The organism is Achromobacter sp. PD1, from assembly GCF_048541815.1.
Lineage (GTDB): Bacteria > Pseudomonadota > Gammaproteobacteria > Burkholderiales > Burkholderiaceae_B > Achromobacter > Achromobacter bronchisepticus_A.
In genome coordinates this window covers 5498552-5522016 of the sequence record NZ_CP183349.1, presented here as the reverse complement: position 1 = coordinate 5522016, position 23465 = coordinate 5498552, and the positions used below count along the sequence as shown (strand labels likewise).

16 protein-coding genes are annotated in these 23465 nt (G+C 66.5%); 12 read left to right on the top strand and 4 right to left on the bottom strand.

What is annotated here, in order from left to right; all coding sequences use genetic code 11:
• Positions 1–19: 19 nt before the first annotated feature.
• Genes siaA through ACM1PE_RS25950 form a run of 5 tightly spaced genes read left to right on the top strand, consistent with a single transcriptional unit; the run spans position 20 to position 6388 of the window.
• Complete coding sequence (gene siaA, locus ACM1PE_RS25970) at positions 20–2002, top strand: biofilm regulation protein phosphatase SiaA (protein WP_205736582.1); 1983 nt, start codon at positions 20–22, stop codon at positions 2000–2002.
• Positions 2003–2025: 23 nt separating this feature from the next.
• Entirely contained in the window at positions 2026–2565 is a 540-nt protein-coding gene (gene siaB / locus ACM1PE_RS25965) for a biofilm regulation protein kinase SiaB (RefSeq protein ID WP_059373984.1), read from the top strand.
• Positions 2566–2601: 36 nt separating this feature from the next.
• Positions 2602–2979 carry a biofilm regulation phosphoprotein SiaC gene (gene siaC / locus ACM1PE_RS25960; RefSeq protein WP_059373983.1) on the top strand — a complete coding sequence of 126 codons (378 nt, stop codon included), beginning with the start codon at positions 2602–2604 and terminating at the stop codon, positions 2977–2979.
• Complete coding sequence (siaD, locus tag ACM1PE_RS25955; protein ID WP_059373982.1) at positions 2976–3776, top strand: biofilm regulation diguanylate cyclase SiaD; 801 nt, start codon at positions 2976–2978, stop codon at positions 3774–3776. Before siaC ends, siaD begins: the two co-directional genes overlap by 4 nt.
• 35 nt (positions 3777–3811) lie before the next feature.
• Positions 3812–6388: an EAL and GGDEF domain-containing protein gene (locus ACM1PE_RS25950; RefSeq protein ID WP_419341424.1), complete on the top strand. Its 2577-nt coding sequence runs from the start codon at positions 3812–3814 to the stop codon at positions 6386–6388.
• A gap of 478 nt (positions 6389–6866) precedes the next feature.
• On the opposite strand, the gene ACM1PE_RS25945 is transcribed toward ACM1PE_RS25950, so the two are convergent.
• The 3 genes from ACM1PE_RS25945 to ACM1PE_RS25935 form a co-directional block, all read right to left on the bottom strand.
• Positions 6867–8345 (bottom strand): efflux transporter outer membrane subunit, encoded by a 1479-nt coding sequence (locus ACM1PE_RS25945; RefSeq protein ID WP_419341423.1) that lies wholly within the window; start codon positions 8343–8345, stop codon positions 6867–6869.
• A gap of 73 nt (positions 8346–8418) precedes the next feature.
• Positions 8419–11634 (bottom strand): efflux RND transporter permease subunit, encoded by a 3216-nt coding sequence (locus tag ACM1PE_RS25940; RefSeq protein WP_419341422.1) that lies wholly within the window; start codon positions 11632–11634, stop codon positions 8419–8421.
• Positions 11635–11659: 25 nt separating this feature from the next.
• Complete coding sequence (locus ACM1PE_RS25935; RefSeq protein WP_419341421.1) at positions 11660–12856, bottom strand: efflux RND transporter periplasmic adaptor subunit; 1197 nt, start codon at positions 12854–12856, stop codon at positions 11660–11662.
• 383 nt (positions 12857–13239) lie between these two features.
• On the opposite strand from ACM1PE_RS25935, the gene ACM1PE_RS25930 reads away from it, so the two are divergent.
• From ACM1PE_RS25930 to ACM1PE_RS25900, 7 genes are all read left to right on the top strand, one after another.
• Complete coding sequence (locus ACM1PE_RS25930) at positions 13240–14307, top strand: LysR family transcriptional regulator (RefSeq protein WP_059373977.1); 1068 nt, start codon at positions 13240–13242, stop codon at positions 14305–14307.
• A 150-nt stretch (positions 14308–14457) separates the two neighbouring features.
• Entirely contained in the window at positions 14458–15558 is a 1101-nt protein-coding gene (locus ACM1PE_RS25925) for an AI-2E family transporter (RefSeq protein ID WP_118931453.1), read from the top strand.
• 5 nt (positions 15559–15563) lie between these two features.
• A complete protein-coding gene (locus ACM1PE_RS25920) occupies positions 15564–16334 on the top strand; it encodes a phytanoyl-CoA dioxygenase family protein (protein WP_419341419.1) in 771 nt (256 codons plus the stop codon).
• A gap of 439 nt (positions 16335–16773) precedes the next feature.
• Positions 16774–17307: a fimbrial protein gene (locus tag ACM1PE_RS25915; RefSeq protein ID WP_059373974.1), complete on the top strand. Its 534-nt coding sequence runs from the start codon at positions 16774–16776 to the stop codon at positions 17305–17307.
• A gap of 133 nt (positions 17308–17440) precedes the next feature.
• The gene (locus tag ACM1PE_RS25910) at positions 17441–18208 is read left to right on the top strand and encodes a molecular chaperone (RefSeq protein WP_419341418.1); all 768 of its coding nucleotides are present in this window, start codon (positions 17441–17443) and stop codon (positions 18206–18208) included.
• Positions 18209–18337: 129 nt separating this feature from the next.
• Positions 18338–20917 (top strand): fimbria/pilus outer membrane usher protein, encoded by a 2580-nt coding sequence (locus tag ACM1PE_RS25905; protein WP_419341417.1) that lies wholly within the window; start codon positions 18338–18340, stop codon positions 20915–20917.
• A gap of 39 nt (positions 20918–20956) precedes the next feature.
• Positions 20957–21955 carry a fimbrial protein gene (locus ACM1PE_RS25900; RefSeq protein ID WP_419341415.1) on the top strand — a complete coding sequence of 333 codons (999 nt, stop codon included), beginning with the start codon at positions 20957–20959 and terminating at the stop codon, positions 21953–21955.
• On the opposite strand, the gene ACM1PE_RS25895 is transcribed toward ACM1PE_RS25900, so the two are convergent.
• Positions 21949–23412 (bottom strand): MFS transporter, encoded by a 1464-nt coding sequence (locus tag ACM1PE_RS25895; protein WP_419341413.1) that lies wholly within the window; start codon positions 23410–23412, stop codon positions 21949–21951. The genes ACM1PE_RS25900 and ACM1PE_RS25895 overlap by 7 nt on opposite strands.
• Between the last annotated feature and the right edge of the window lie 53 nt (positions 23413–23465).

Below are 23465 nucleotides of genomic sequence, written 5' to 3'. Positions count from 1 at the left end.
GCAGTAAGGAAGACTTTGCATGGCGAAATGGGGTTTGCGCAGAAAATCGTTGATGGCGCTGTTGCTGGCGTGCCTGGTCGCCCTGGCGCCGGCGGCCCTGATCGGCTGGCAGGTGCTGGACGGGGTCAGGGAGCACTTCGGACGGGCTTTCTCCGACAACTTCACGCAATTGAACCGCCAGCGCATCCTGGCGCCGGTGTCCCGCGAACTGGCCCTGTCGCTGCGGCTGGCGGATAGCGAGGTCACGCGCCGCTGGCTGCGGCACGAAAGCGATCCGGCCGCGCGCGAGCTGTTCTTCCGCGAAGCCGACGGCTACCGCCGCGATCTGCTGGGACGCGCCTACTTCATCGCCAGCGCCGCCTCGGGCAATTATTACTTCAACGACGACCAGCCCCTGTCCGAGACACCACGCTACACGCTGAGCAAAGGCGCTGCCGACGACGCCTGGTTCTACCTGACGCTGGCGTCGCCCGCCAAATACAACATCAACGTCAACCCGGACCTGAAGCTCAAGACCACCAAGGTCTGGATCAACGTCCAGGTGCGCGACGGCGACCGGGTCATCGGCTTGACTGGTTCCGGTCTGGACGTAGGCGGGTTCCTGCGTGATTTCGTCAACAGCGGCCAGCCCGGGGTCACGCCCATCATCGTCGACGAGGAAGGCGCGATCCAGGCGCACATGGACGCCTCGCTCATCGCCTACAACTCTGGCGCGGGCGGTGTTGCCCGCGGCACGGTATTCAACCTGCTGGACGGCGGCGAAGGCCGCGCCGAGCTGGCCGCGGCCATGAAGGCGGCGCGGACCGACCCGCAGTCGGTGCAGTCCGCCTGGGTCAAGATGGACGGCATCCGCCAGCTGGTTTCGGTGGCCTACATGCCGGAACTGCACTGGCACGTGCTGACGGTGGTGGACCTGGGCGCGGCCCGGGTGCTGGACACGGATTGGCTCTGGCCCGCGGCGATCGGTCTGGTGGTGCTGTTCGCGGCCATGCTGCTGTGCTTCGGCTACGCCATCGAACGCCTGATGCTGCGCCCCTTGCGCCGCCTGCAGCAGTCGGCGCGGGCCATCGCCGACGGCAGCTACGACGTGCGCCTGCCTCCGGGCGGCCAGGACGAAATCGGCGATCTCAGCCGCGCCTTCGGCGTGATGGCGGACAAGGTGCGCCAGCACACCGCCGAACTCGAAACCAAGGTGCGCGAGCGCACCTCCGAACTCGAGGACGCCAATCGCGCCATGGCCGCCGCGCACAAGAAGATCGACGATTCCATCGATTACGCCAGCCTGATCCAGCGCGCCATCCTGCCGGACCGCCAGCTGACCCAGTCCCTGGGCGCGCACCATTTCGTGCTGTGGAAACCGCGCGACGTGGTGGGCGGCGACTTCTACGTATTCCGCTCCGACGGCGCCAACTGCCTGCTGGGCATCATGGATTGCGCCGGCCACGGCGTGCCCGGCGCGCTGATGACCATGCTGGCCCGCGCGGCCATCGACTTGGCAATCGCCGAGGCCGGCCCGGCCGACCCGGCGGCCATCCTGACCCGCACCGACAGCGCCATCCGCGCCATGCTTGCGGACGCGCAATTGCCCCGTGCGCTGGCCACGAATACCGATGCGGCCCTGGTTTATATTGACCGCCAGGCCGGTCGGCTGCGCTATGCGGGCGCCAAGATCAGCCTGTACACGAGCAACGGCGAGGAACTGCGCGAGGTGCCCGGCGGCAAGCGGGCGCTGGGAGACAAGCGCACCGAGATCTACGAAAACATCGAACTGCGGATGGAACCCGGCTGGACCTACTACCTGGTCACGGACGGGTTCCTGGACCAGGCGGGAGGCGAGCACGGCTTTGGCTTTGGCAATACGCGGTTTGCGGAAATGCTCAAGACGCACGCGCGCCGGCCGTTAACCGAACAGGCGGCCGCCTTTACCCAGGCGCTGGCAGAGTACCAAGGCGGTCGGCCGCAGCGTGATGACATCACCTTGCTGTCGTTCCGTTTCGAATAAACGTTATCAGGGCGGTTACCCCCATGAATGCCTCCGATCTTTACGCATTGGGCGAACGGTTCAACCAGAATCGCACTCTGTTGTGCTTCAACGGACCGACTTCCCGCAGCCTGATCGAGGAAATCGGCAATGCGCTCAAGAACTATCTGAACGCGGAGCACGCGCGGCCGGCCGAGGCCATGGACGTTTTCTCCGTCTACATCGAGATGATCCAGAACATCCGCCAGTACGCCGCGCTGCATGACGACCTGGACGCCTCGGCCACCGTGGTGATCGGTCGCCGCGATGAAAGCCGCTACGTGGTGTCCGCAGGCAATCTGGTCAAGGCGGAGGACGGCGAGGCGCTGGTCGCCCGTATCCAGGAATTGGCCGCGCTGGACAAGGCGGCGCTGAAGGCCGAGTACAAGGCGCAGCTGCACAAGCCGCGCGCCCAGGGCGTCGCCTCGGGCGCCGGTCTGGGGTTGATCGATATCGCCCGCCGCGCCGGTGCGCCGCTGGAGGCCAGCCTGACGCCCGCCACGGCGCCCGGACAGGCTTTCTTCAGCCTGAGCGTCGTGATCTGAAGGCGTGCCCGGCCAAGAATATATTTGGAGCAACTAATGAACGATTTGAACATTCCCGGGACCCAGTCCACGCCCGCCATCACCGCCGACACCGCAGCGGGCGTGCTGGCGATGCGCGGCGACTCCTATCCCGAGAATTCCTTCGAGCTGTTCGGCCCCGTCATCGAATGGGTCGAAGCCTATCTGCTGAGCAGCGCCGTACCCCTGAAGCTGGAACTGGAACTGCTTTACCTGAACACCAGCAGCATCAAGTCCGTCATGGACATCTTCGATCTGCTGGAGGCTGCCCACAACAAGGGCCGCGAGGTCAGCGTCACCTGGTTCTACGACATGCGCAATGAGCGCGTCGGCGAACTGGCCGAGGAATTCAAGGAAGACTGCACGTTTCCCTTTTCGGTTGTCGGCCGCCAATGAAATCCGACGCCGCCCAGCTGGACAAGCGCATCGCCGAATTGCTGGCGGACCCGGCCTATCAGGGCCATCCGTTGCATGAAGCGCTGGACGCGCTCTGGCGGCATACGGCCGAGCAGATGGCGCGCATCGAGCGCGTGACCCAACTGTCGGACGCCTACCAGAGCATGGCGCACGAGCGCGAGCTGGGCCTGTGCGACCGTTTCGACCGGCAATTGCGCCGCCTGACCCGCATCGCGCGCATCTCGGACCATTACCAGAACATGATGCGGGACCTGAACTCCGCATTGCAGGAAACCTCCAATCGCGATCCCCTGACCGGCCTTTTGAATCGGCGCGCCTTGATGGAAATGATCAAGCAGGAGGTCCTGCGCGTGTCTCGTGGCGGTTCGACTTTCGTCGTGGCGATGTTGGACGTGGATCACTTCAAGTCGGTCAACGACCGCTATGGCCATGAAACAGGCGACCGCGCGCTGGTGGAACTGGCCGGTGCGCTGGGCAACAACTTGCGTGAATACGATCTGTGCGGCCGCTGGGGCGGCGAGGAATTCCTGGTGCTGCTGCCCAGCACCCAGCCCGAGGACGCCCAGCGCGTCATGGACCGGCTGGTAGGCGCGGTGCGCGCCCTGGCGATCACGGTGGGGGATGGCGTGTTGAGATTGACGGTCAGCATAGGCATGGCATACCACCAGTTGGGAGAAACCTTCTCTGAAACGCTTAGCCGCGCGGACCAGGCCCTGTACCTGGCCAAGCAGGACGGACGCGACCGCGTCGAACTCGGGTTTCCGAAGCGCAGATGAAACCGGATCAGCTGTTATCCGGCATGGAGCCCCATATGCTTGATTCTTATCCAGGCGTTACCGACGAGCGCCCGCAAGGCGCCGCATGGCATCCGGGCACATACCTGGCGTCCATGGATAGGGCGCTGTTGCTGTTCGATTTCAACCCGGCCGGCTCCTTGTTGAACGCCAACGCGAATTTTCTCGCCTTGGTGGGCTACGCCCGCGAAGAGGCCCTGGCGCTGCGCCATGACATGCTGTGCGACAGCATGGACGAAGGCAAGGGCATCGTCGGCGGCGAGCAGGTCTGGGCCAGGCTGCTGGGCGGCAAGCACTTCACCGGCACCTGCCGCTACCGCAAGAAGGATGGCGGCTTTGTCTGGATCGAAGCCACCGACATGCCCATCGCCGGTGAAGCCGGCGAGGTCGTCCGCATATCCGTCATCTCCCGCAAGTCCATCGCGGACGCCGATCGCCAGGAAGAGATCCGCCTCCTGTTGCTGGGGATCAACGAAACCGGCAACGCCGTTGCGGTGTCGGGCAAAGACGGCCGCATCCTCTACGTGAACGACGGCTTCCAGCGCATGCTGGGCTTTGCCCGCGGCGACGCCGTGAACCAGGAGCTGGGCGAACTGCTGGCCGGCGGCCGGCCGGACGGCGGCACGCGCGAAGAGCTGGGCCGCCGCATCGCCTGCCGCGAGGGCTACCACAAGGACGTGCTGGTCTACGACCGCGCCGGCCGCCCGCTGTGGGTGTCGGTGATGGCCAACTCCGTGTTCGACGAACGCGGCGCGCTGGTCAATATCGTGGACGTGCTGACGGATATCACGCCCACCAAGGTGCACGAAGTCCTGCAGCGCCGCGTGCTGCAAGCCATGGTCAACGAGGCCTCGGTGGTCGAGGTCATGAACATGGTGTGCCGCGAGGTCGAACGCCTGGCGCCCGAAGTCGCGGCCAGCGTCCTGCGGGTGGATGACGCCGGGCTGCTGCGGCCGCTGGCCGCGCCCAGCCTGCCGCAAGCCTATACCGACGCCTTGGACGGCGTGGCCATCGGGCCGCAGGCGGGCGCTTGCGGCACCTCCGCCTTCCTGGGCCGGCCGGTGATCGTGCCGGACATCTCCACCGATCCGCTGTGGGACGATTATCGCCACCTGCCGCTGCCGGACGACGTGAAGGCCTGCTGGTCGTCGCCGATCAAGTCCAGCGACGGCCGGGTCATAGGCACCTTCGGTTTTTATTTCCGCGAGCGGCGTCTGCCCGATGATTTCCACCACCGGCTGGTGGACGTGTGCGTGTACCTGTGCGCGCTGGCGCTGGAGCGCGAGGAGGCTCGCGCCCGGATCCGCCAGTTGGCGTTCTACGACGAACTGACCGGTCTGCCGAATCGCAACCTGCTGCTGGCGCAGGCCGAGCAGGCCATCGCGCGCGCCGAACCCGAGCGCAAGCGTGTTGCCGTCCTGTTCCTGGACCTGGATCGCTTCAAGCAGGTCAACGACACGCTGGGCCATCCCATAGGCGACGCGTTGCTGCGCGACGTGGCGCAACGCTTGCGCCGCCTGGCGCGCGCGACCGACATCGTGGGCCGCCTGTCAGGCGATGAGTTCGTGATGCTGATGCCGGACTTCGAACACGGTCGCCTGACGACCGCGGCGGAGCATGTGCTGGTCGCCCTGGCTCAGCCATTCTCGGTGGGCGGCATCACGCTGAATCCTTCGGTCAGCATCGGCATCAGCGTGTTCCCGGAGAACGGGCGCGACATGGATACGCTGCTGCGCCATGCCGACATGGCGATGTACCAGGCCAAGACGGCGGGGCGCAACCGCATCTCTTTCTTCAGCGCCGAGATGAACCGGCAGGCGCAGGAGCGCCTGGCGCTGGAGGCGGCCTTGCGCGACGCGCTGGAGGCGAAGGCCTTGCGGTTGCACTATCAGCCGCAGGTGGGGCTGAAGAACGGCCAGCTATACGGCGTCGAGGCGCTGGCGCGCTGGCGTCATCCGACGCTGGGCGATATCTCGCCGGCGCGCTTTGTGCCGCTGGCCGAGGAATGCGGGTTGATCGGCGACCTGGGCGACTGGGCGGTGCACGAGGCTTGTTCGCAGCTGGCGGTCTGGCGGGCGAAGGGCCTGCGGGTGCCGTCGGTGTCGGTGAACCTGTCGGCGACGAATTTCCACAATCTGAATCTGCCGCGGTTGATCGAGGCGACGCTGGCCGAGTTTGGGCTGGCGGCGGCGGATCTGATGCTGGAGATCACGGAAGGCGTGGTGCTGGACGCGACGGCGGGTACGTTGCGGACGATCGCCGAGCTGCATCGCTTGGGGGTGCGGCTGTCGATGGACGATTTCGGGACTGGCTATTCCAGCCTGGGGCATTTGCGGCGACTGATCGTGGATGAACTGAAGCTGGATCGCAGTTTCGTGCAGGGGCTGGAGAGCGATGACGCGGCTAGGGCGTTGACCAGCGCGGTGATTCGTATCGGCGAGAGCCTGAGCCTGCCTGTGGTGGCTGAAGGCGTTGAAAATGAAGAGCAGCGGCGGTTCTTGATCGAGCAGGGGTGTGCGGCGGGGCAGGGGTTTTTGTTTTCGCCGCCGTTGCCGGCTGCTGATCTTGAGGAGTGGTTGCGGGGGCGGCCGTAGGTTTTTTGGCTGCTGCTGCTGCTGCTTCTGTGGCTTCCGTTGGTTCTTAAGACGCCAGCCGCGTCGGGGGCCGGCGGGGCGCGGGGCAACGATTGCGGTCCGGAGCGTTCGCTCCGGACTACCCCATCCTCATCCTCGTCACCGCCTGCGGCGGTTCCTTCGGATTCCGTCGGGCTTATCGACGCCCCGCGCCCCGCCGGCCCCCGACGCGACTGGCTCGGTCGGTTGAAACTTTACGGGCGCTGGGGCGGGTGGTTTGCTTGGCGTTCTTGGCGCCGGTGGCGGTTGGCGGAAGGTCTTGCGGGGCCCGCCCCAGATCGGCCGCGCGGGCGGCCGATCTGGCGCATACGCTTGGTCTTGCGGCTGCTACTGCGCCCGCGCCAGCGCCCGCGGCTGCGCCGGCGGCTGCGGTTGCTGTCGCCGGCGCTGCAAGCTGGTGTCACGGGGCGCCATGTCTTGCCGGCGGTGCGCCCGCTTCTTACTTCGACGCTACCGTTTCCGGCGGTACCGGGTTCTCCCAGCCGCCGCCAATTGCGCGGATCAGGCCTACGGCCGAGCGCGCTTGTTCACCGCTCAACTGCACCGCGACGCGTCGCTGCAGCAGGACGCTGCGGTCGGCTTCGATGACGTCCAGGTAGCTGATGGAGCCTTCGCGGTACTGCGTGTGCGAGAGCTTGGCGGCGCGGGCGGCGGCGTCGACGGCGGCGTCTTGCGCCTTGGTCTGGTCGGCCAGGATGCGCAGGTTGGCCAGGTTGTCTTCCACTTCGCGGAACGCGTTCAGGATGGTCTGGCGGTAGACGGCCACGTCTTCCTCGTAGACGGCGCGGGCGCGGTCCAGGCCGGCCTGGCGGCGGCCGCCGTCGAAGATCGGCATGGACAGCGCGGCGCCGACCAGGGGGCCCAGCAGGAAGGTGCGGCTGGACCACTGGAACAGGTTGCCCAGGTCCGAGGATTCGTAGCCGAAGGCGCCGGTGATGTCCAGGCGCGGGAAGAAGGCGGACTTGGCCGCGCCGACGCGGGCGTTGGCGGCGGCCATGGCGCGTTCGGCGGCGGCGATGTCGGGGCGGCGTTCCAGCAGGCTCGAGGGCAGGCCGGCGGGGATCGACAGCGCGACCTTCTGGATGGGCTGCTCGGGCATGGCGAAGTCCGACGGGGCGCGGCCCAGCAGTACGGCCAGGGCGTGTTCGGAGGCGGCGCGGCGGCGGTCGATGCCCAGGGCTTCGGATTGCGCGCTGGCCAGTTCGGCCTTGGCGCGGGCCAGGTCGAGTTCGCTGATGTCGCCGGCGTCGTAGCGGCGCTGGATCAGTTGCAGGGTGTCGGTGCGCAGCTTGACCGTCTGGCGGTAGAGCTGCGATTCGGCGTCCTGTTCGCGCACCAGGAAGTAGGTGGTGGCGACGTCGGCCTGCAGGGCCAGCAGCACGGAACGGTATAGGGCTTCGCTTTGCTGGGCATCGGCGCTGGCGGCGTCGTAGGTGGAGGCGACGCGGCCGAACAGGTCCGCTTCGTAGGACACGGCGCCTTGGGCGCGCCAGGTGGTCACGGGGCTGGTCGGGGTGCCGTCGGGCAAGCCCTGCGACACGGCCGAGGGGCGCTGGCGGTTGGGGCCGAAGGCGGCGTCCAGGTTGGGGAAGAAGCCGGCGCGGGCTTCGCGTTGCAGCGCGCGCGACTGGGTCAGGCGGGCGGCGGCGGCCTGCAGGTTCTGGTTGGCCTTCTGGGCTTCTTCCTGCAGCTGGTTCAGGCCTTCGTCGCCGAATACCTTCCACCAGGCGCCGCGCAACGCGTCTTCGGACGGCTCGGCGGTTTTCCAGGTGCCGGCCTCGGAAGCGGGCAGGGCGGCTTCCTTGAAGGCCGCGGGCACCGCGGCCGAGGGGCGTTCGTAGGTGGGGCCCACCGCGCAGCCGGCCAGCACGAGCAGGACGGCAAGCAGGGCGGAACCGCGGGTCAGTCTTTTGATCATGATGACTATTCTCTTGTGGGCGCCTCCCGCCTGCGGGGCGGAAGGCGCTGTCTAGCTACTCTGGTGGTCCGGCTCAGGCGTGATGTTGCGGGGCCGGCGGCGCGTTCGGGTCCAGGTGCGGTACGCACACGGGAGCCTCGTGCGGTGCGGCGGAGTGCAGGGTCTTGCCGCCCAGCGTGCGCAGCAGCACGTAGAACACGGGGGTCAGGAACAGGCCGAACAGGGTCACGCCCAGCATGCCGAAGAACACGGCGATGCCCATGGCCTGGCGCATTTCAGAACCCGCGCCCGAGGACAGCACCAGCGGCACCACGCCCATGATGAACGCGATGGACGTCATCAGGATGGGGCGCAGACGCAGGCGGCTGGCCTCGATGGCGGCGTCCAGGGGACTGCGGCCGTTCATTTCCAGCTCGCGGGCGAATTCCACGATCAGGATCGCGTTCTTCGCCGACAGGCCCACCAGCACCATCAGGCCGATCTGCGTGAAGATGTTGTTGTCGTTGCCGGTCAGGTAGACGCCCGTCAGCGCGGCCAGGATGCTCATCGGCACGATCAGGATCACGGCCAGCGGCAGGGTCAGGCTTTCGTACAGCGCCGCCAGCACCAGGAACACCAGCAGCACGCTGATCGGGAACACCCACAGGCCGGCGTTGCCCGCCAGGATCTGCTGGTAGGTCAGGTCGGTCCATTCCATCTTCATGCCGCGCGGCAGGGTTTCGGCTGCGACGCGTTCGGCCGCGGCCTGGGCCTGGTCGGACGAGTAGCCGGGCGCCGGACCGCCGTTGATGTCGGCGGCGGTGTAGCCGTTGTAGCGCACCACCATTTCCGGGCCGAAGGTCTGGTTGACGGTGACGAGCGAGGACAGCGGCACCATTTCACCGGCAACGTTGCGGGTCTTCAGTTGCAGGATGTCGTCGGCGTGCGCGCGGAATTGCGCGTCGGCTTGCGCCCGCACCTGGAAGACGCGGCCGAAACGGTTGAAGTCGTTGACGTACATCGAGCCCAGGTAGATCTGCATGGTGTCGAAGACTTCCGTCACCGGCACGCCCAGCTGCTTGGCCTTGACGCGGTCCAGGTCCACGTCCAGCTGCGGCACGTTGATCTCGTAGCTGGAGAAGGCGGGGCCCAGTTCAGGCGTCTGGCGGGCCTTTTCCAGGAACGCTTGCTTGGCCTTGTCCAGCTCGGCGTAGCCTGCCGCGCTGCGGTCTTCGATCTGGAACTTGAAACCGCCCAGCGTGCCCAGGCCCATCACGGGCGGGGGCGGGAACACGGCGATAAACGAGTCCTGGATGGCCGCAAACTTCTGGTTGAGCGAGCCCGCGATGGCGTCGCCCGACAGCGCGGCGTTCTTGCGCTCTTCGAAGGGCTTGAGCATGACGAACACGATGCCGGCGCTGGAGCTGTTGGTGAAGCCGTTGATGGACAGGCCGGGGAACGCGATGGTGCTCTGCACGCCGGGTTCCTTCAGGGCGATGTCGCTCATGCGGCGGATCACCGAGTCGGTGCGGTCCAGCGAGGCGCCGTTGGGCAGCTGCGTGAAGGCGATCAGGTACTGCTTGTCCTGCGCGGGCACGAAGCCGCCGGGCACCAGGTAGGAGACGCCGACGGTGGCGGCCACCAGCACGGCGTACACGCCCATGGCGCTGGCCTTGCGGCGGATCACGCGGGTCACGCCCGTGCCATAGGACTCGGACGCGCGGCCGAACATGTTGTTGAACCAGTTGAAGAAGCGGCCGAAGACGCGGTTCATGCCACGGGTCAGCCAGTCGGGCTTGTCGTGGTGGCTCTTGAGCAGGATGGCCGACAGCGCGGGCGACAGGGTCAGCGAGTTGAAGGCCGAGATCACCGTCGAGATGGCGATGGTCATGGCGAACTGCTTGTAGAACTGGCCGGTCAGGCCCGTCATGAAGGCCAGCGGCACGAACACCGCGCACAGCGTCAGCGCAATGGCGATGATGGGGCCGCTGACTTCACGCATGGCGCGATAGGTCGCATCGCGCGGACTCAGGCCCGCCGCGATGTTGCGCTCCACGTTTTCCACCACCACGATGGCGTCGTCCACCACGATGCCGATGGCCAGAACCATGCCGAACAGCGACAGCGCGTTGATGGAGTAGCCGAACATCAGCAGCAGGGCGAAGGTACCCACGATGGAAACGGGCACTGCCAGCAGCGGGATGATGGAGGCGCGCCAGGTCTGCAGGAACAGGATCACCACCAGCACCACCAGGGCGATCGCTTCCAGCAGCGTGGTCACCACGGCCTTGATGCTGGCGCGCACGAATTGAGTGGGGTCGTATTCGATGCGGTATTCCACGCCCGGCGGGAAGTCCTGCGACAGCTCGGCCATGGCGGCGCGCACCTGGCTGGACACGTCCAGCGCGTTGGCGCCCGGCGACTGCATGATGCCCATGCCCACCGCCTGCTTGTTGTCCAGCAGCGAACGCAAGCCGTATTCCTGCGCGTCCAGTTCCACGCGGGCCACGTCCGACAGGTGCGTCACGGCGCCGTCGGGCGAGGTCTTCAGGATGATGTCGCGGAATTCCTCTTCGGTCTGCAGGCGGCCGCGGGCATTCACGTTCAGCTGCAGCGGCACGTCGCCCAGCGTGGGGGAGGCGCCGATGACGCCGGCGGCGACCTGCACGTTCTGTTCGCGGATGGCAGCGACCACTTCGCTGGCGGTCAAGCCGCGCTGGGCGACTTTCTGCGGGTCCAGCCAGACGCGCATGGAATAGTTGCCCGAGCCCCACACCGTCACTTCGCCCACGCCGGTGATGCGGGCGAGGCGGTCCTTGACGTTCAGGATCGCGTAGTTGCGCAGGTAGGTGATGTCGTAGCGGTCATTGGGCGAAATCAGGTGCACCACCAGCGTCAGCGTGGGCGAGCTCTTGGCCGTGGTCACGCCCAGGCGCTGCACGTCCGGCGGCAGGCGCGGCAGCGCTTGCGACACCCGGTTCTGCACCAGTTGCTGAGCCTTGTCCGGGTCCACGCCGAGCTTGAAGTTGACCGTCAGGGTCAGGTTGCCGTCGCTGTTGGCCTGCGACTGCATGTACAGCATGTCCTCGACGCCGTTGATGGATTCCTCCAGCGGCGAAGCCACGGTTTCGGCGATGACCTTGGGGTTGGCGCCCGGATACTGCGCACGCACGACCACGGACGGCGGCACCACTTCCGGATACTCGGAGATGGGCAGCTGGAACATGGCCAGCAGGCCCGCCAGCAGCACCAGGACCGATAGCACGCCGGCGAAGATCGGCCGGTCGATGAAGAATTTCGAGATATTCATGGACGTTCTCGTTAGACGCGCCGGCTCAGTTCAGCTTGGCCGAGGCGGTCTTGACCGGGTTGCGTTGGGCCGCAACCATGGGGACGACGGTGGGGGTCACGGCATCGCCGGGACGGATGCGCTGCAGGCCGTTGACGACGATGCGTTCGCCGGCGGCCAGGCCCGAATCGACCACGCGCAGGCCTTCCTGGTTGGCGCCCAGCTTGACCTGGCGATAGACGGCATGGTTCTTGTCGTCCAGCACCAGCACGTAGCGCTTGTCCTGGTCGGTGCCGATGGCCTTTTCGTCGATCAGCACGGCCTGGCGCGGTTCGCTGCCGCCCAGGCGGACACGGGCGTACAGGCCGGGCAGCAGCTGGCCGTCGGCGTTGTCGAACTCGGCGCGCACGCGGATCGTGCCGGAGGTGGTGTCCAGGCGGTTGTCCACGGACTGCACGACGCCGGTGCGCGAATAGCCTTCCTCGTTGGCCAGGCCCAGCTCCACCGGCACGGCGCCGGCGCGGCCGCTGCGCGCGGGGTTCACATAGCGCAGGAAGGTTTGTTCGTCCACGTCGAACGATGCGTACATCTTGGAGACCGACACCAGCCGGGTCAGCGGCACCGACGCGGCGCCGGCCGCCACCACGTTGCCTACCGTGACCTCGGCGCGCGACACGCGGCCGTCCACGGGGGCTTCGATGCGGGTGTAGCCGAGGTTCAGCTTGGCATAGTCCAGCGCGGCCTGGGCGCCTTGCAGGTTGGCGGCGGCTTCGCGGGCGGCGTTCTGCTTTTCCTCGAAATCGCGGCGGGCGATGGCGTTGTCCGTCAGCAGGCGCTGGCCGCGGGCCAGTTCGCTGGCGGTGTACGAGGCGCGGGCCTTCGCGGCGGTCAGGGCGGCGGCGGCGCGGTCCACCTCGGCCGCGTAGGGGCGCGGGTCGATGGTGAAGAGCACGTCGCCCTTCTTGACGATGCTGCCGTCCTGGAAGTGCACGGCGGTCAGGGTGCCCGACACCAGGGGGCGGATGTCGACGCGGTCGATGGCTTCCAGGCGGCCGGAGTAGCGCTGCCAGTCCACGATGGTCTTGTTCAGCACCTCGGCCACTTCGACCGGGGGCGCCGAGGGGGCGGTCTGCGCCTGTGCGGCATTGGCGCCAGCGGGAGCGCGGAACAGGGCATAGCCGCCGCCGGCGGCGATGATGGCGGCAAAGACGGCGAGCACAGCAATACGATTGCGCGAAACCATGGTGTTTCCTTGAGAGATGATGGGGCGAAAGCGCGCTTGCCTGGATGAGCCTGGGGGCGGGAGGCGGCTGCGGCGGCCTGGGGCAGGCCTGTCTTCAGGATCTGGCGGAAATGCTGCGGTGCAGCATGAAATGCTGCTGCGCATCCCAGGCAAAGGCGCCTGATCGGGGCGGGTCTTTGCTTTGCCGGAATCTGAGGATAGGCATGCCCTTTGATGGCGCCTGGCGGCAAGGGCACTTCAAGATGGTTTGCATTCTGAGCGGTTTAGGGGGTCGGATAAACCCTGATGTTTCGGCAACACTAGTCGTAAGGATCGACTAATCAGCATCGAAATCGGGTTATGCTCCGTCCACACCGACTATTTCCCCAAAGGACACCGTCGCCATGGACCGTTTTCAGGCTATGCAGGTGTTTGTGCGCGTCGTGGACGCCAATAGCTTCACCCGGGCGGCCGACAGCCTCTCGCTTCCGCGCACCACCGTCACCACCATCATCCAGAACCTCGAACGCCTGTTGGGCGTGCGCCTGCTCAACCGCACCACGCGCCGTATCGGCCTCACGCCTGACGGCGCCGGCTATTACCAGCACTGCGTGCGCATCCTGGCCGACGTCGAGGAAACCGAGGCCTGCTTCCAGGAAGCGGCCCTGCGCCTGAAGGGCAGGCTGCGCATCGATGCGCCCACCTGCATCGGGCGGCTGATCCTGATCCCTTCATTGTGTGATTTCCACGACAAATACCCCGACGTGGAGCTGGTGCTGGGCTTGGGCGACCGCCCGGTCGACATGGTGCAGGAGGCCGTGGATTGCGTGATCCGCGCTGGCGACCTCGAGGATTCCAGCCTGGTCGCGCGCCGCATCGGCACCCTGCAGAGCGTGACCTGCGCCTCGCCCACCTATGTGGCGCGCCATGGCCTGCCGCAGAGCATCGACGAACTGCGCGACCACCACGCCGTGCACTATTTCTCCAGCCGCACCGGACGCAATTGCGCCTGGGACTTCCGCGTCGACGGCAAGCACCAGGAAGTCGAAATGAAGGGCGTGGTGTCGGTGAACGAGTCCGGCGCCTACCTGGATTGCGGACTGAAGGGCTTCGGCCTGATCCAGACCCCGCGTTACATGGCGCTGCCGCATCTGCAATCGGGCGAGCTCATCGAAGTGCTGCCGCAATGGAAGCCCAGCGCCACCGCGATTTCGGTGCTGTATCCGCAAAGCCGCCAGCTGTCGCCCAAGGTGCGCGCCTTTACCGACTGGGCCGCCGAATTGTTCGCCAGCTGCCCGCTGCTGAGCGGCCGCGACGAGACCGACCCCGCCGCCGCCAGCTGCGGCGTGTACGCGCGCCAGACCGGCCAGGCGACCATCCAGACGTCCGCAGCCCCCAGGCCGGCGCTCGAGGAGTACCTGCCGCCGCGCCGCCGTACTGCGCGCGAAGAGGCCGCGGAATACGCTTTGTAAGCGTATGGGGTGGGGGGCGGATCCGCCCTCCGCCTGGAGAATCACGGGAAACCCCGTAGTAAATACAGACCTTGCGTCCCTCGAATTCCACGAAACGTCTGTATAGTCCGACAGTCAAAGCCTACAACGTCCTTACTGTCGATCCGCTCCATGCAGCCTGTACTACCCGCTTATCTGATCGCCCGTTGGCTTTTGTTGCTCGTGCTGTTGGCGGGGGTGTACTTCCTCAGCGGTTTCCTGGTCCCCGCGCTTGCCGCACTCATCATCGGCCTGGCCAGTTGGCCCTTGTACCAGCGCCTGCTCACCCGTTGCGGCGGCCGCAGCGCGCTGGCCGCCTCGCTGGCGCTGCTGGTGGTGATCGTCGTGCTGATCGTGCCGATGTCGTTCGCGCTGTCCTACGCCATCAAGGAAGCCAGCACTTTCTTCGCCTGGGCCATCGCCGCCAACCGCCATGGCGTGGCCGTGCCCAACTGGATCACCTCCATGCCCGTGGTGGGCGAGCGCCTGGGCCAGTACTGGGAATCCTATATCGGCCAGCCGCATGCGTTGGGCGCCCTGGTCGAGGCCGTCAGCGGCGAGCATCTGGGCAATATCTACCGCATGGTCCTGGCGGCCACGGGCAACGTGTTCCAGCTGCTGCTGACCGTGCTGTTCATGCTGATCACGCTGTTCTTCGTCTACAAGGACGGCATCCGCATGGTGGCCCAGCTGGATGTGCTGGGTGAACGCATCCTGCCGGCGCGCTGGCAGCGCTTTTCGCGCGTGGTGCCGGCCACCATCAATTCCACCGTCACCGGCATGGGCCTGATCGCCCTGGGCGAAGGCGTGGTGCTGGGCATCGCCTATTGGGTCGCGGGTGTGCCGTCGCCCGTGCTGCTGGGCGTGGTCACCGGCTTCATGGCGCTGATACCGGGCGGCGCGCCGCTGTCGTTCACCCTGGTGTCGCTGTACCTGGTGGGCTCGGGCCATCTGGTGGCGGGCATCGCCCTGATGGTCTGGGGCAGCGTGGAACTCTTCATCGTCGACAAGACCCTGCGCCCGCGCCTGGTGGGCGGACCGGTCAAGCTGCCTTTCCTGCCGACCTTCTTCGGGCTGGTGGGGGGCGTAAAGACGATGGGCATCGTCGGGCTGTTCGTCGGTCCCGTGCTGATGGCCCTGCTGGTGGCCGTGTGGCGCGAATGGGTGCACCATGAGGTGCAGGAACGCGATGCCGCCCGCATCAATCCTCCCGCTCAACCCCCTGCTGCTTGAATGCCATGTTGTTGCCTGATGATCAGATAGCCGTCCTGCGCGAGCAGGGCTTCGTGGTGGCGCGCCAGTTCGCCAGCCCGGAACAGGTAGCGGCGCTGCGCGCCCTCGCCGAACGCCATTTGCGCGACCACGCCGCGCCCATCGAATACGAAGCCGACCTGCGCTATCCCGGCGCGCCCGAGTCGCGCGCCGCCGAGGGCGGGCTGACCGTGCGCCGCCTGCTCGGCGCCTACGGCCGCGATCCCTTGTTCGCGCAATGGGCCACCGATGCGCGCATCGGCCAGTGGCTGGGGCGCTACTTCGGCGAAACGCCGGTGTTGTCCACCGTGCACCACAACTGCGTGATGACCAAGCATCCCGCCTATGGCAGCCTGACCGGCTGGCACCAGGACATCCGCTACTGGTCGTTTTCCGACACGGACCTGGTGTCCACCTGGCTGGCGCTGGGCCCGGAAACCCGCGCCAACGGCGGCCTGTCCTTCATCCCGGGTTCGCACGCCGCCGCCTTCACGCCGGAACAGTTCGACCAGCAGAAGTTCTTCCGCGACGACGCGCCCCAGAATGCCGAATGGATCGCCCGCGCGGTGTGTCCGGAACTGCAGGCGGGCGACGTGGTGTTCTTCCATTGCCGCACCCTGCACGCGGCCCAAGGCAACGCCAGCGATCGCGTGAAGCTGTCGCTGGTGCACACCTACCATCCGCAGTCCTGTCACCCGCTGCCGGGCACGCGCTCGGCCAGCCAGCCTGGCGTGCCGCTGCTTACCAAGGCAGCCTGACGTAATTGGGCAGCGCCGCGTTCAGCGGCGCTGCCCTGCCTATCCTGGGCCGCAGCCGCGGCGCCATCTTCCCACCCGCCGTTGCGCCGGGTGCGGCCACTCATGAATTGATCCTTACCTAGGTCCGGACTCGCGCCTGGACGGTCAGTGACCCTCTTTTTCTTCCGCGTCTTGCTTCAGGCGGGACTGATCGCGGACGCCTTTCCACGGGGCTGGCAGGGCCGCATTTACAGAATGGGCCTAGTCCTATGCCTTGCGCGGATAGGAGCGGACTAGCCCGATGGGCGGCCAAAGCGGCGAAATCTACGATGCAGTTGTTGAGTACGCGAACTGAAAAAGGCCAGTCCCCAACGGCCCGGCATCCGGAGTGTACGCAGCAAGGAACTGCCCGAAACGGCGATTTCTCCTCACCTCAAAACCCCAACTCAAAAGACTCATCATGAAAAAGACCCTCCTGACCGCCGCCCTGGCCATCGCCGGCTTCGCCACCTTCGCCAGCGCCCACGCCGCTGACGGCACCATCGAATTCACCGGCAACATCACCGCCAATACCTGCTCCATCAACGGCGGCAACGGCGGCGAAAACTTCACCGTGGCGCTGCCCACGGTGTCGTCCAAGACGCTGGAAGTCGCGGGCGCCACCGCCGGCCGCACGCCGTTCAAGATCGCGCTGAGCGGTTGCACCTCGGATCAGCCGGTTTCGGTGCACTTCGAAGGCGGCCCCACCGTTTCGCAGGAAACGGGTCGCCTCATGGTTGACGCCGGCGGCGCAGAAAAAGTTGAACTGGGCCTGCTGAACAACTCGTTCGGCGAAATCAAGGCCGGCGCGGCCATCGGCCAGCAGAACTCGCAGATTGTGAACCTGGCCAGCGGCAAGGCTGACCTGGACTACTTCGTCGAATACCACTCGCTGGGCAACGCCACCGCTGGTGCAGCCAACTCGCGCGTGCAGTACTCGATCTCCTACCAGTAATGCGCCGGCTCGGCGGCCGCTTCCCGGGGCCGCCGAGACAGGTGTTTCCCTGCAAGCCGTCTCACCCCGCTCCCCGAGACGGCTTGGAAGGAAACCGACCATACACGCAGCATCCACCACCAAGGGCTACATCATGAAAAATCTACGCCGCACCCTGATGGCCACCGCAGCGCTCGCAGCGGGCTGTTTCGCACTCCAGGCGCAAGCCAGCGTCGTGATCGCCAGCACGCGCGTGATCTATCCGGCGCAAGAGCGCGAGGTCACCATCAAGCTGAGCAACGACGGTCGCACGCCCGCGCTGATCCAGTCCTGGCTGGATGACGGCAACATCACGGATGCTCCGGAAAAGCTGAAGGTTCCCTTCATGCTGACGCCCGCCATTTTTCGCGTGGACCCGGGCAAGGGACAGACGCTGCGCCTGATCCATACCAAGGAAGCGATGGCGCAGGACAAGGAAAGCCTGTACTGGCTCAATGTGCTGGAAGTCCCGCCCAAGGCCCAGGCCGGCGAGGACGCCAACCGCCTGCAGATCGCGTTCCGCACGCGCATCAAGGTGATGTACCGCCCGCAAGGCCTGCCGGGCCTGGCGGAAGAGGCGCCGGCGCAGTTGCGTTGGGAGGTCGCTCCCGCCGCGGCGGGCAAGGGCTACGCGCTGAAGGCCAGCAATCCCACGCCCTACGTCGTGAATCTGGGCAAGGTGAGCCTGCAGTCGGGCGGCCAGTCCTTCGACGCCGGCGCCGGCTACGTCAAGCCGGGCGAGTCCGCGCTCTTCCCCATCGCGGGGATGACGTCCGCGCCCGCCGCCGGCGCGCAGGTCAAGTTCAACAGCATCAATGACTGGGGCGCCAATGTCGAAGGTTCGCTGCCTTTGACGTCGGGGCCCGCGTCCGCCGCGCGCTAAGCCGACCCGCCGCGCAAGCGCGCGGCGCCACCTTCCAGAAAACCTCTTTGCGACGGATGCCGGCAACGGCATCCCGGGGAGGGTTTTGCCCAGCGTTTTCACCGACTCCACTCTTTCAACGCCGCCATCATGAAGCAAATCCTTTCAAAGCTCCTGTATACGCGAGATTGCGCCAGCCTGCGCTTGACGCCCCTGTGCGCGGCACTGCTGGTGGCCTTGGCCGCGCATGACCAGGAGGCGCGCGCCGCCGACACCGCCGCATCCGGGAACATGGTGGCCTCGGTGGAGTTCGAGGACGCCTTTCTGATGGGGGGGGCGGGCCAGCGTACCGACCTGTCGCGTTTTGCCAAGGGAAATGCGGCGGCGCCCGGCAACTATTCGGTGGACCTGTTCATCAACCAGGGCTATGTCGGCCGCGTGGAAATGCCGTTTGCGCCGGTCGCCGGCGAGGCGGCGGCGCAGCCCGTGTTCGACCGCCAGCTGCTGCAACGCATCGGCGTCGACCTGGGCAAGCTGTCCGCCGAGGCGACCGACAAGCTGGCGCAAGGCGACAGCCTGCGTCTGAACGACATCGCCGCCGGCGCAGGCAGTGATTTCGACTTCGGCGACCAACGCCTGGACCTGAGCATTCCCCAGGCCTCCATGAGCCGTCACGCCCGCGGCTATGTCAGTCCGGAACTGTGGGACTCGGGCGTGAATGCGGCCATGCTGAATTACGACTTCAATCTGTACAACTACCGCAACAACGCCTTTGGCGGCACGCAGCGGCAGGGCTATCTGGGCCTGCGCGCGGGCGCCAACCTGGGCGACTGGCGCCTGCGCCACAATGGCTCCTACTCTTTCGATTCCCAGGGCCGCCGCCAATATCAGAACGTCTCGACCTACGCGCAGCGCGAGATCGTGGCGCTGTCGTCCCAGCTGACCCTGGGCGAAGCCTACACCAGCGGCGAACTGTTCGACTCCACGCCCTTCAAGGGCGTGCGCCTGGCCAGCGACGACCGCATGCTGCCCGATTCGCTGCGCGGCTACGCGCCGGTGGTGCGCGGCGTGGCCAACAGCAACGCGCGCGTCACCATCCGCCAGAACTCGGCCATCATCTACGAAACCACGGTGGCGCCTGGCGCCTTCGAAATCACCGACCTGTACGCCACCGGCTACGGCGGCGACCTGGACGTGTCGGTCCAGGAAGCCGATGGCAGCGTGCGCACGTTCTCCGTGCCCTACGCGGCCGTGCCAATGTCGCTGCGTCCCGGCGTGAGCCGCTACAGCGTGGCGGGCGGCGCCGTGCGCAACAAGCAGCTGTCCAAAAGCCCGCATTTCGTGCAGGCCACCTACCAGCGCGGCCTGTCCAACCTGGTGACGGGCTATGCCGGCGCCACGGTGGCGCAGAACTACACCTCGGCACTGCTGGGCGGCACCCTCAATACGTCCTTCGGCGCCGTGGGCCTGGACGCGACCCAGTCGCGCCTGTCGATGAATGGCGCCACGCATACCGGCACCAGCATGCGGGCCAGCTATGCCAAGAGCCTGCCCGCCACGGGCACCAACGTCTCCATCGCGGCGTACCGCTATTCCACCGGCGGCTTCTACGGCCTGAACGAAGCCATGAATTCGCTATACGGCTACGGCCAGTACCGTTATTCCGGCAGCATGGTGCGCGAGCGCAACCGCGCCTCGCTTGTCATTAGCCAGCAACTGGGCGGAGAGCGCGGCAGCATCAACCTTACCGGCTCGGCCGTGGACCATTGGAACCGCGACCGCCGCGACGTGAACTACAGCATTGCCTACGCCAACACCTACAAGAGCATGGGCTACAACCTGACCGTCCAGCGTCAGCGCGACAGCCGCCAGCAGATGGGCACCGCGGTGTACGCGACCTTCAGCATTCCGTTGGGCAAGAGCAGCCCGCTCAGTCTGTCGACCAATGCTGGACGCGATTCCAACGGGCGCATGCAGCTGCAAAGCACGCTGTCCGGCTCCACGGGCGAGGATCATCAGCTGTCATACAGTTTCAGCGCCGACCACGCTTCCGGCGGCTCGGGCGGCAGCATGAACGGCGGCAGCGCCAGCATGCTTTACCGCGCGCCTGTCGCCGATTTCATGGGCAGCGCGGGTGTGGGGACGGGTTATTCGCAAAGCTCGGTCGGCATGCGCGGCGCGGTCGTCGCGCATCCGGGCGGCCTCACGCTGTCCCAGCCGCTGTCGGAAACCTTCGGCATCGTCGAAGCGCCTGATGCGGAAGGCGCGCGCCTGCTCAACGCCTCCGGCGTGCGCGTCAACAGCCGCGGCTATGCCGTCGTGCCGCATCTGACGCCGTATCGCATGAACGCGGTGGATATCGATCCCAAGGGTCTGTCCACCGACGTCGAGTTGCAGGTCACCAGCCAACAGGTGGCACCGCGCGCAGGCGCGGTCGCGATGCTGCGGTACGCCACGGTATCGGGCCGGTCGGCGATGTTGCAGGTCCTGCGGGCCGACGGCAAGCCGCTGCCCTTCGGTGCCAGCGTGCAGGACGAGCACGGCGTCGAGGTCGGGCTGGTCGGGCAGGCCAGCCGTATCCTGGCCCGCGGTCTGCAGGACATGGGCCAATTGACTGTCAAATGGGGCGAGCAGCCTGACGACAGTTGCCGCATGAACTATGAGCTGCCAGTCATGGAAAAAGACACGCGTTCCGACGGCTATTGGCAGGTCGAAACCCGCTGCAATTAGCAGTTCCTCTCTATATCTATCGTCGATCGGAATCGCAAAATGAACACGTTTCGAAAGCTGCTTTTACTTGGCGCCGCGCTACTGGCGTTGGTCTTTTCCTCCAACGCCGCCGCTGGTACCAGTTGTTTCAGGAACTGGCAAATGGGGGTGGTCCTTCCCGCCGAACTTGAGCTCGACCCCAACGCGGCTAACGGTGAGGTGCTGTGGTCAAGCACATTTGTCCCTCCGGTACTTAGAGTAGGCGAGTGCTCCTCGAGCGGCGAAAGCACCCTGACTTTCCGCGGCGGTCAGGAGTCGGGTCAGCCGGTGGGTGTCTACTCTTCTGGAATCCCGGGAGTAGGCGCACGCTTCAAAGCGAAATTTAGGAATTGCCCTCAGGGTTACTGGCCGGTAGTTTGCAAATTGACCCTTAAGGATGACCCAGGGCCGATCGAACTCTACATCGAACTGATCAAGATCGGGCCGTTTCGCCCAGCGGTAGTTCCGTGCTGCGGGGGGGGGGTAGGTCTCTTTGACCTCCCGTTCCCCGAAGCTCCGTACATATATTTCTCATTTGCAGCGGGAGTCTCCGTAGTAATGAAGAGGCAGCCGACTTGCTCATTTCCATCGAACAGCAGTATTCAGGCTTCATTGGCCACTGTCTCCGCGGGCAGTTTCAGGGGTGTCGGTTCCACGTCGCCTGAACGGCCCTTCAAGATTGATCTGAGCTGCAAGGGCGGAGATGGCGTAACACCGATGGATGCGTACGTCACGCTGACGGACGCCTCCGATCCCGGCAACCGTTCCACTGTATTGACGCTGTCGCCGGAATCTGGGGCCAAAGGCGTCGGGGTCGAAGTCTTGAGCGGGACCACGGTGCTGGGATATGGCGCGGATTCGAATGAGCTTGGCAACCCGGGTCAGTGGAAGGCAGGCACCGTGTCTCCCGGGACCAGCGTCTTTTCCATACCTTTGACGGCACGCTACGTGCAGACGGAATCGGTCGTGACGCCAGGATCCGCCAACGCCCGCGCCACCTTCACGATGAGCTATCAGTAGCGGCCTGGCGCTTGCGCGCGGCGGCCCAGCCGCCACAGCAGCGCCGCCGCGGCCAGAATCGCCGCGACATTGAATTGCATTGCGCTGGCGAACGCTTGCGCATGGCGTTCGGCGGCGCTTGCGCCGGCGTAGGCTTCCAACGTTGCGCTGAACAGCATGCCCGCCGCCGACACGCCCAGCGCCGCGCCCACCTGCTGCAAGGTCGACACCACGCCCGCCGCCATGCCGGCCTGCCGGTCCTCGACGAAGCCCAGCGCCAGGTTCACCAGCGGCGTATTGACCGCGCCCTGGGCCGCGCCCAGCCATACCAGCGCGGGTAGCAACGACCACGGCGCGAGGCTGGCGCCGGCCGCGCCCACTTGCAGCATCAAGGCCGCGGTGGCGCCGCCGTACAGCAGCGCAGCCAGCGCGATGGCGCGCGTGCCGAGGCGCGCCACCAGCCGCGGCGCGGCTATCGACCCGGCGATGAAACCCACGCTGGCTGGCGCGAAGATCAGGCCGGCCGTCAGCGCGTCCAGCCCGAAGCCCGTCTGCATCAGCAGCGCGTAGCAAAGGAACATGGCGCTGGCGGTGGAGAACACCAGCAGCACCAGCAGGCAGCCCGCCGCGAAGCGCGGTTGCGCCAGCAAGGCCATGTCGACCAGGGGCGCGCCGCCACGGGCCGCGATGCGGCGCTGCATGCGCGCGAACAATGCCAGCGCGACGACCGCAGCCGTGCCGCAAGCCACGGTCCACGCAGGCCAGTGCCGCGAGGGGCCTTCGATCAGCGCCAGCAACAGCAAGGTCAGCCCGGTTCCCGCCAGCGCCGCGCCGGGCCAGTCCATGCGCGCGCCCGAAGGCTCGCGCGATTCCGGGATATGGCGGGCCAGGCGCCACGCCAGCAGGCCCAAGGGCACGTTTAGCAGGAAGATGCCGCGCCATGCCAGGCCGAACAGGTCGGCGTGCACGATCCCGCCGCCCAGCACTTGCCCCGCGATGGCCGCCAGCCCCAACGTCATGCCAAGCAGGCCAAACGCCCGCTGCCGTTCGCGGCCCTGGTAGCTGACGCGGATCAGCGCATAGACCTGCGGAAACAGCATGGCCGCCGCGGCGCCTTGCAGCACGCGCGCGGCGATCAATGTGTCCGCGGTGGGTGCGACGCCGCATAGCGCCGAGGCCAGCGCGAATGCCGCCATGCCCAGCATGAACAGGCGCCGCCGGCCGTGGCGGTCGCCCAGCCGGCTGCCGGCGATCAGCAGCACGCCATAGGCCAGTTCGTAGGCGGCGATGATGAAGCTGATCTGCGCGAAGCTGGCGGACAGGGTGGACTGCATGCTGGGGATGGCGACGTTGACCACGAACAGGTCGAAGATCGTGATGAAGCCGCCCGACAGCAGCACGGCCAGGCCCAGGCGGCCCAGGACGGGCTGCTGCCGCGCGGCGTGCAAACCAGGGCAGGGGAGTGTGGAGGAAGACATGGAAAGCGCCATCGGAATCTGAATGGGCGCTATTCTGGAGAGGCTTTTAGCCT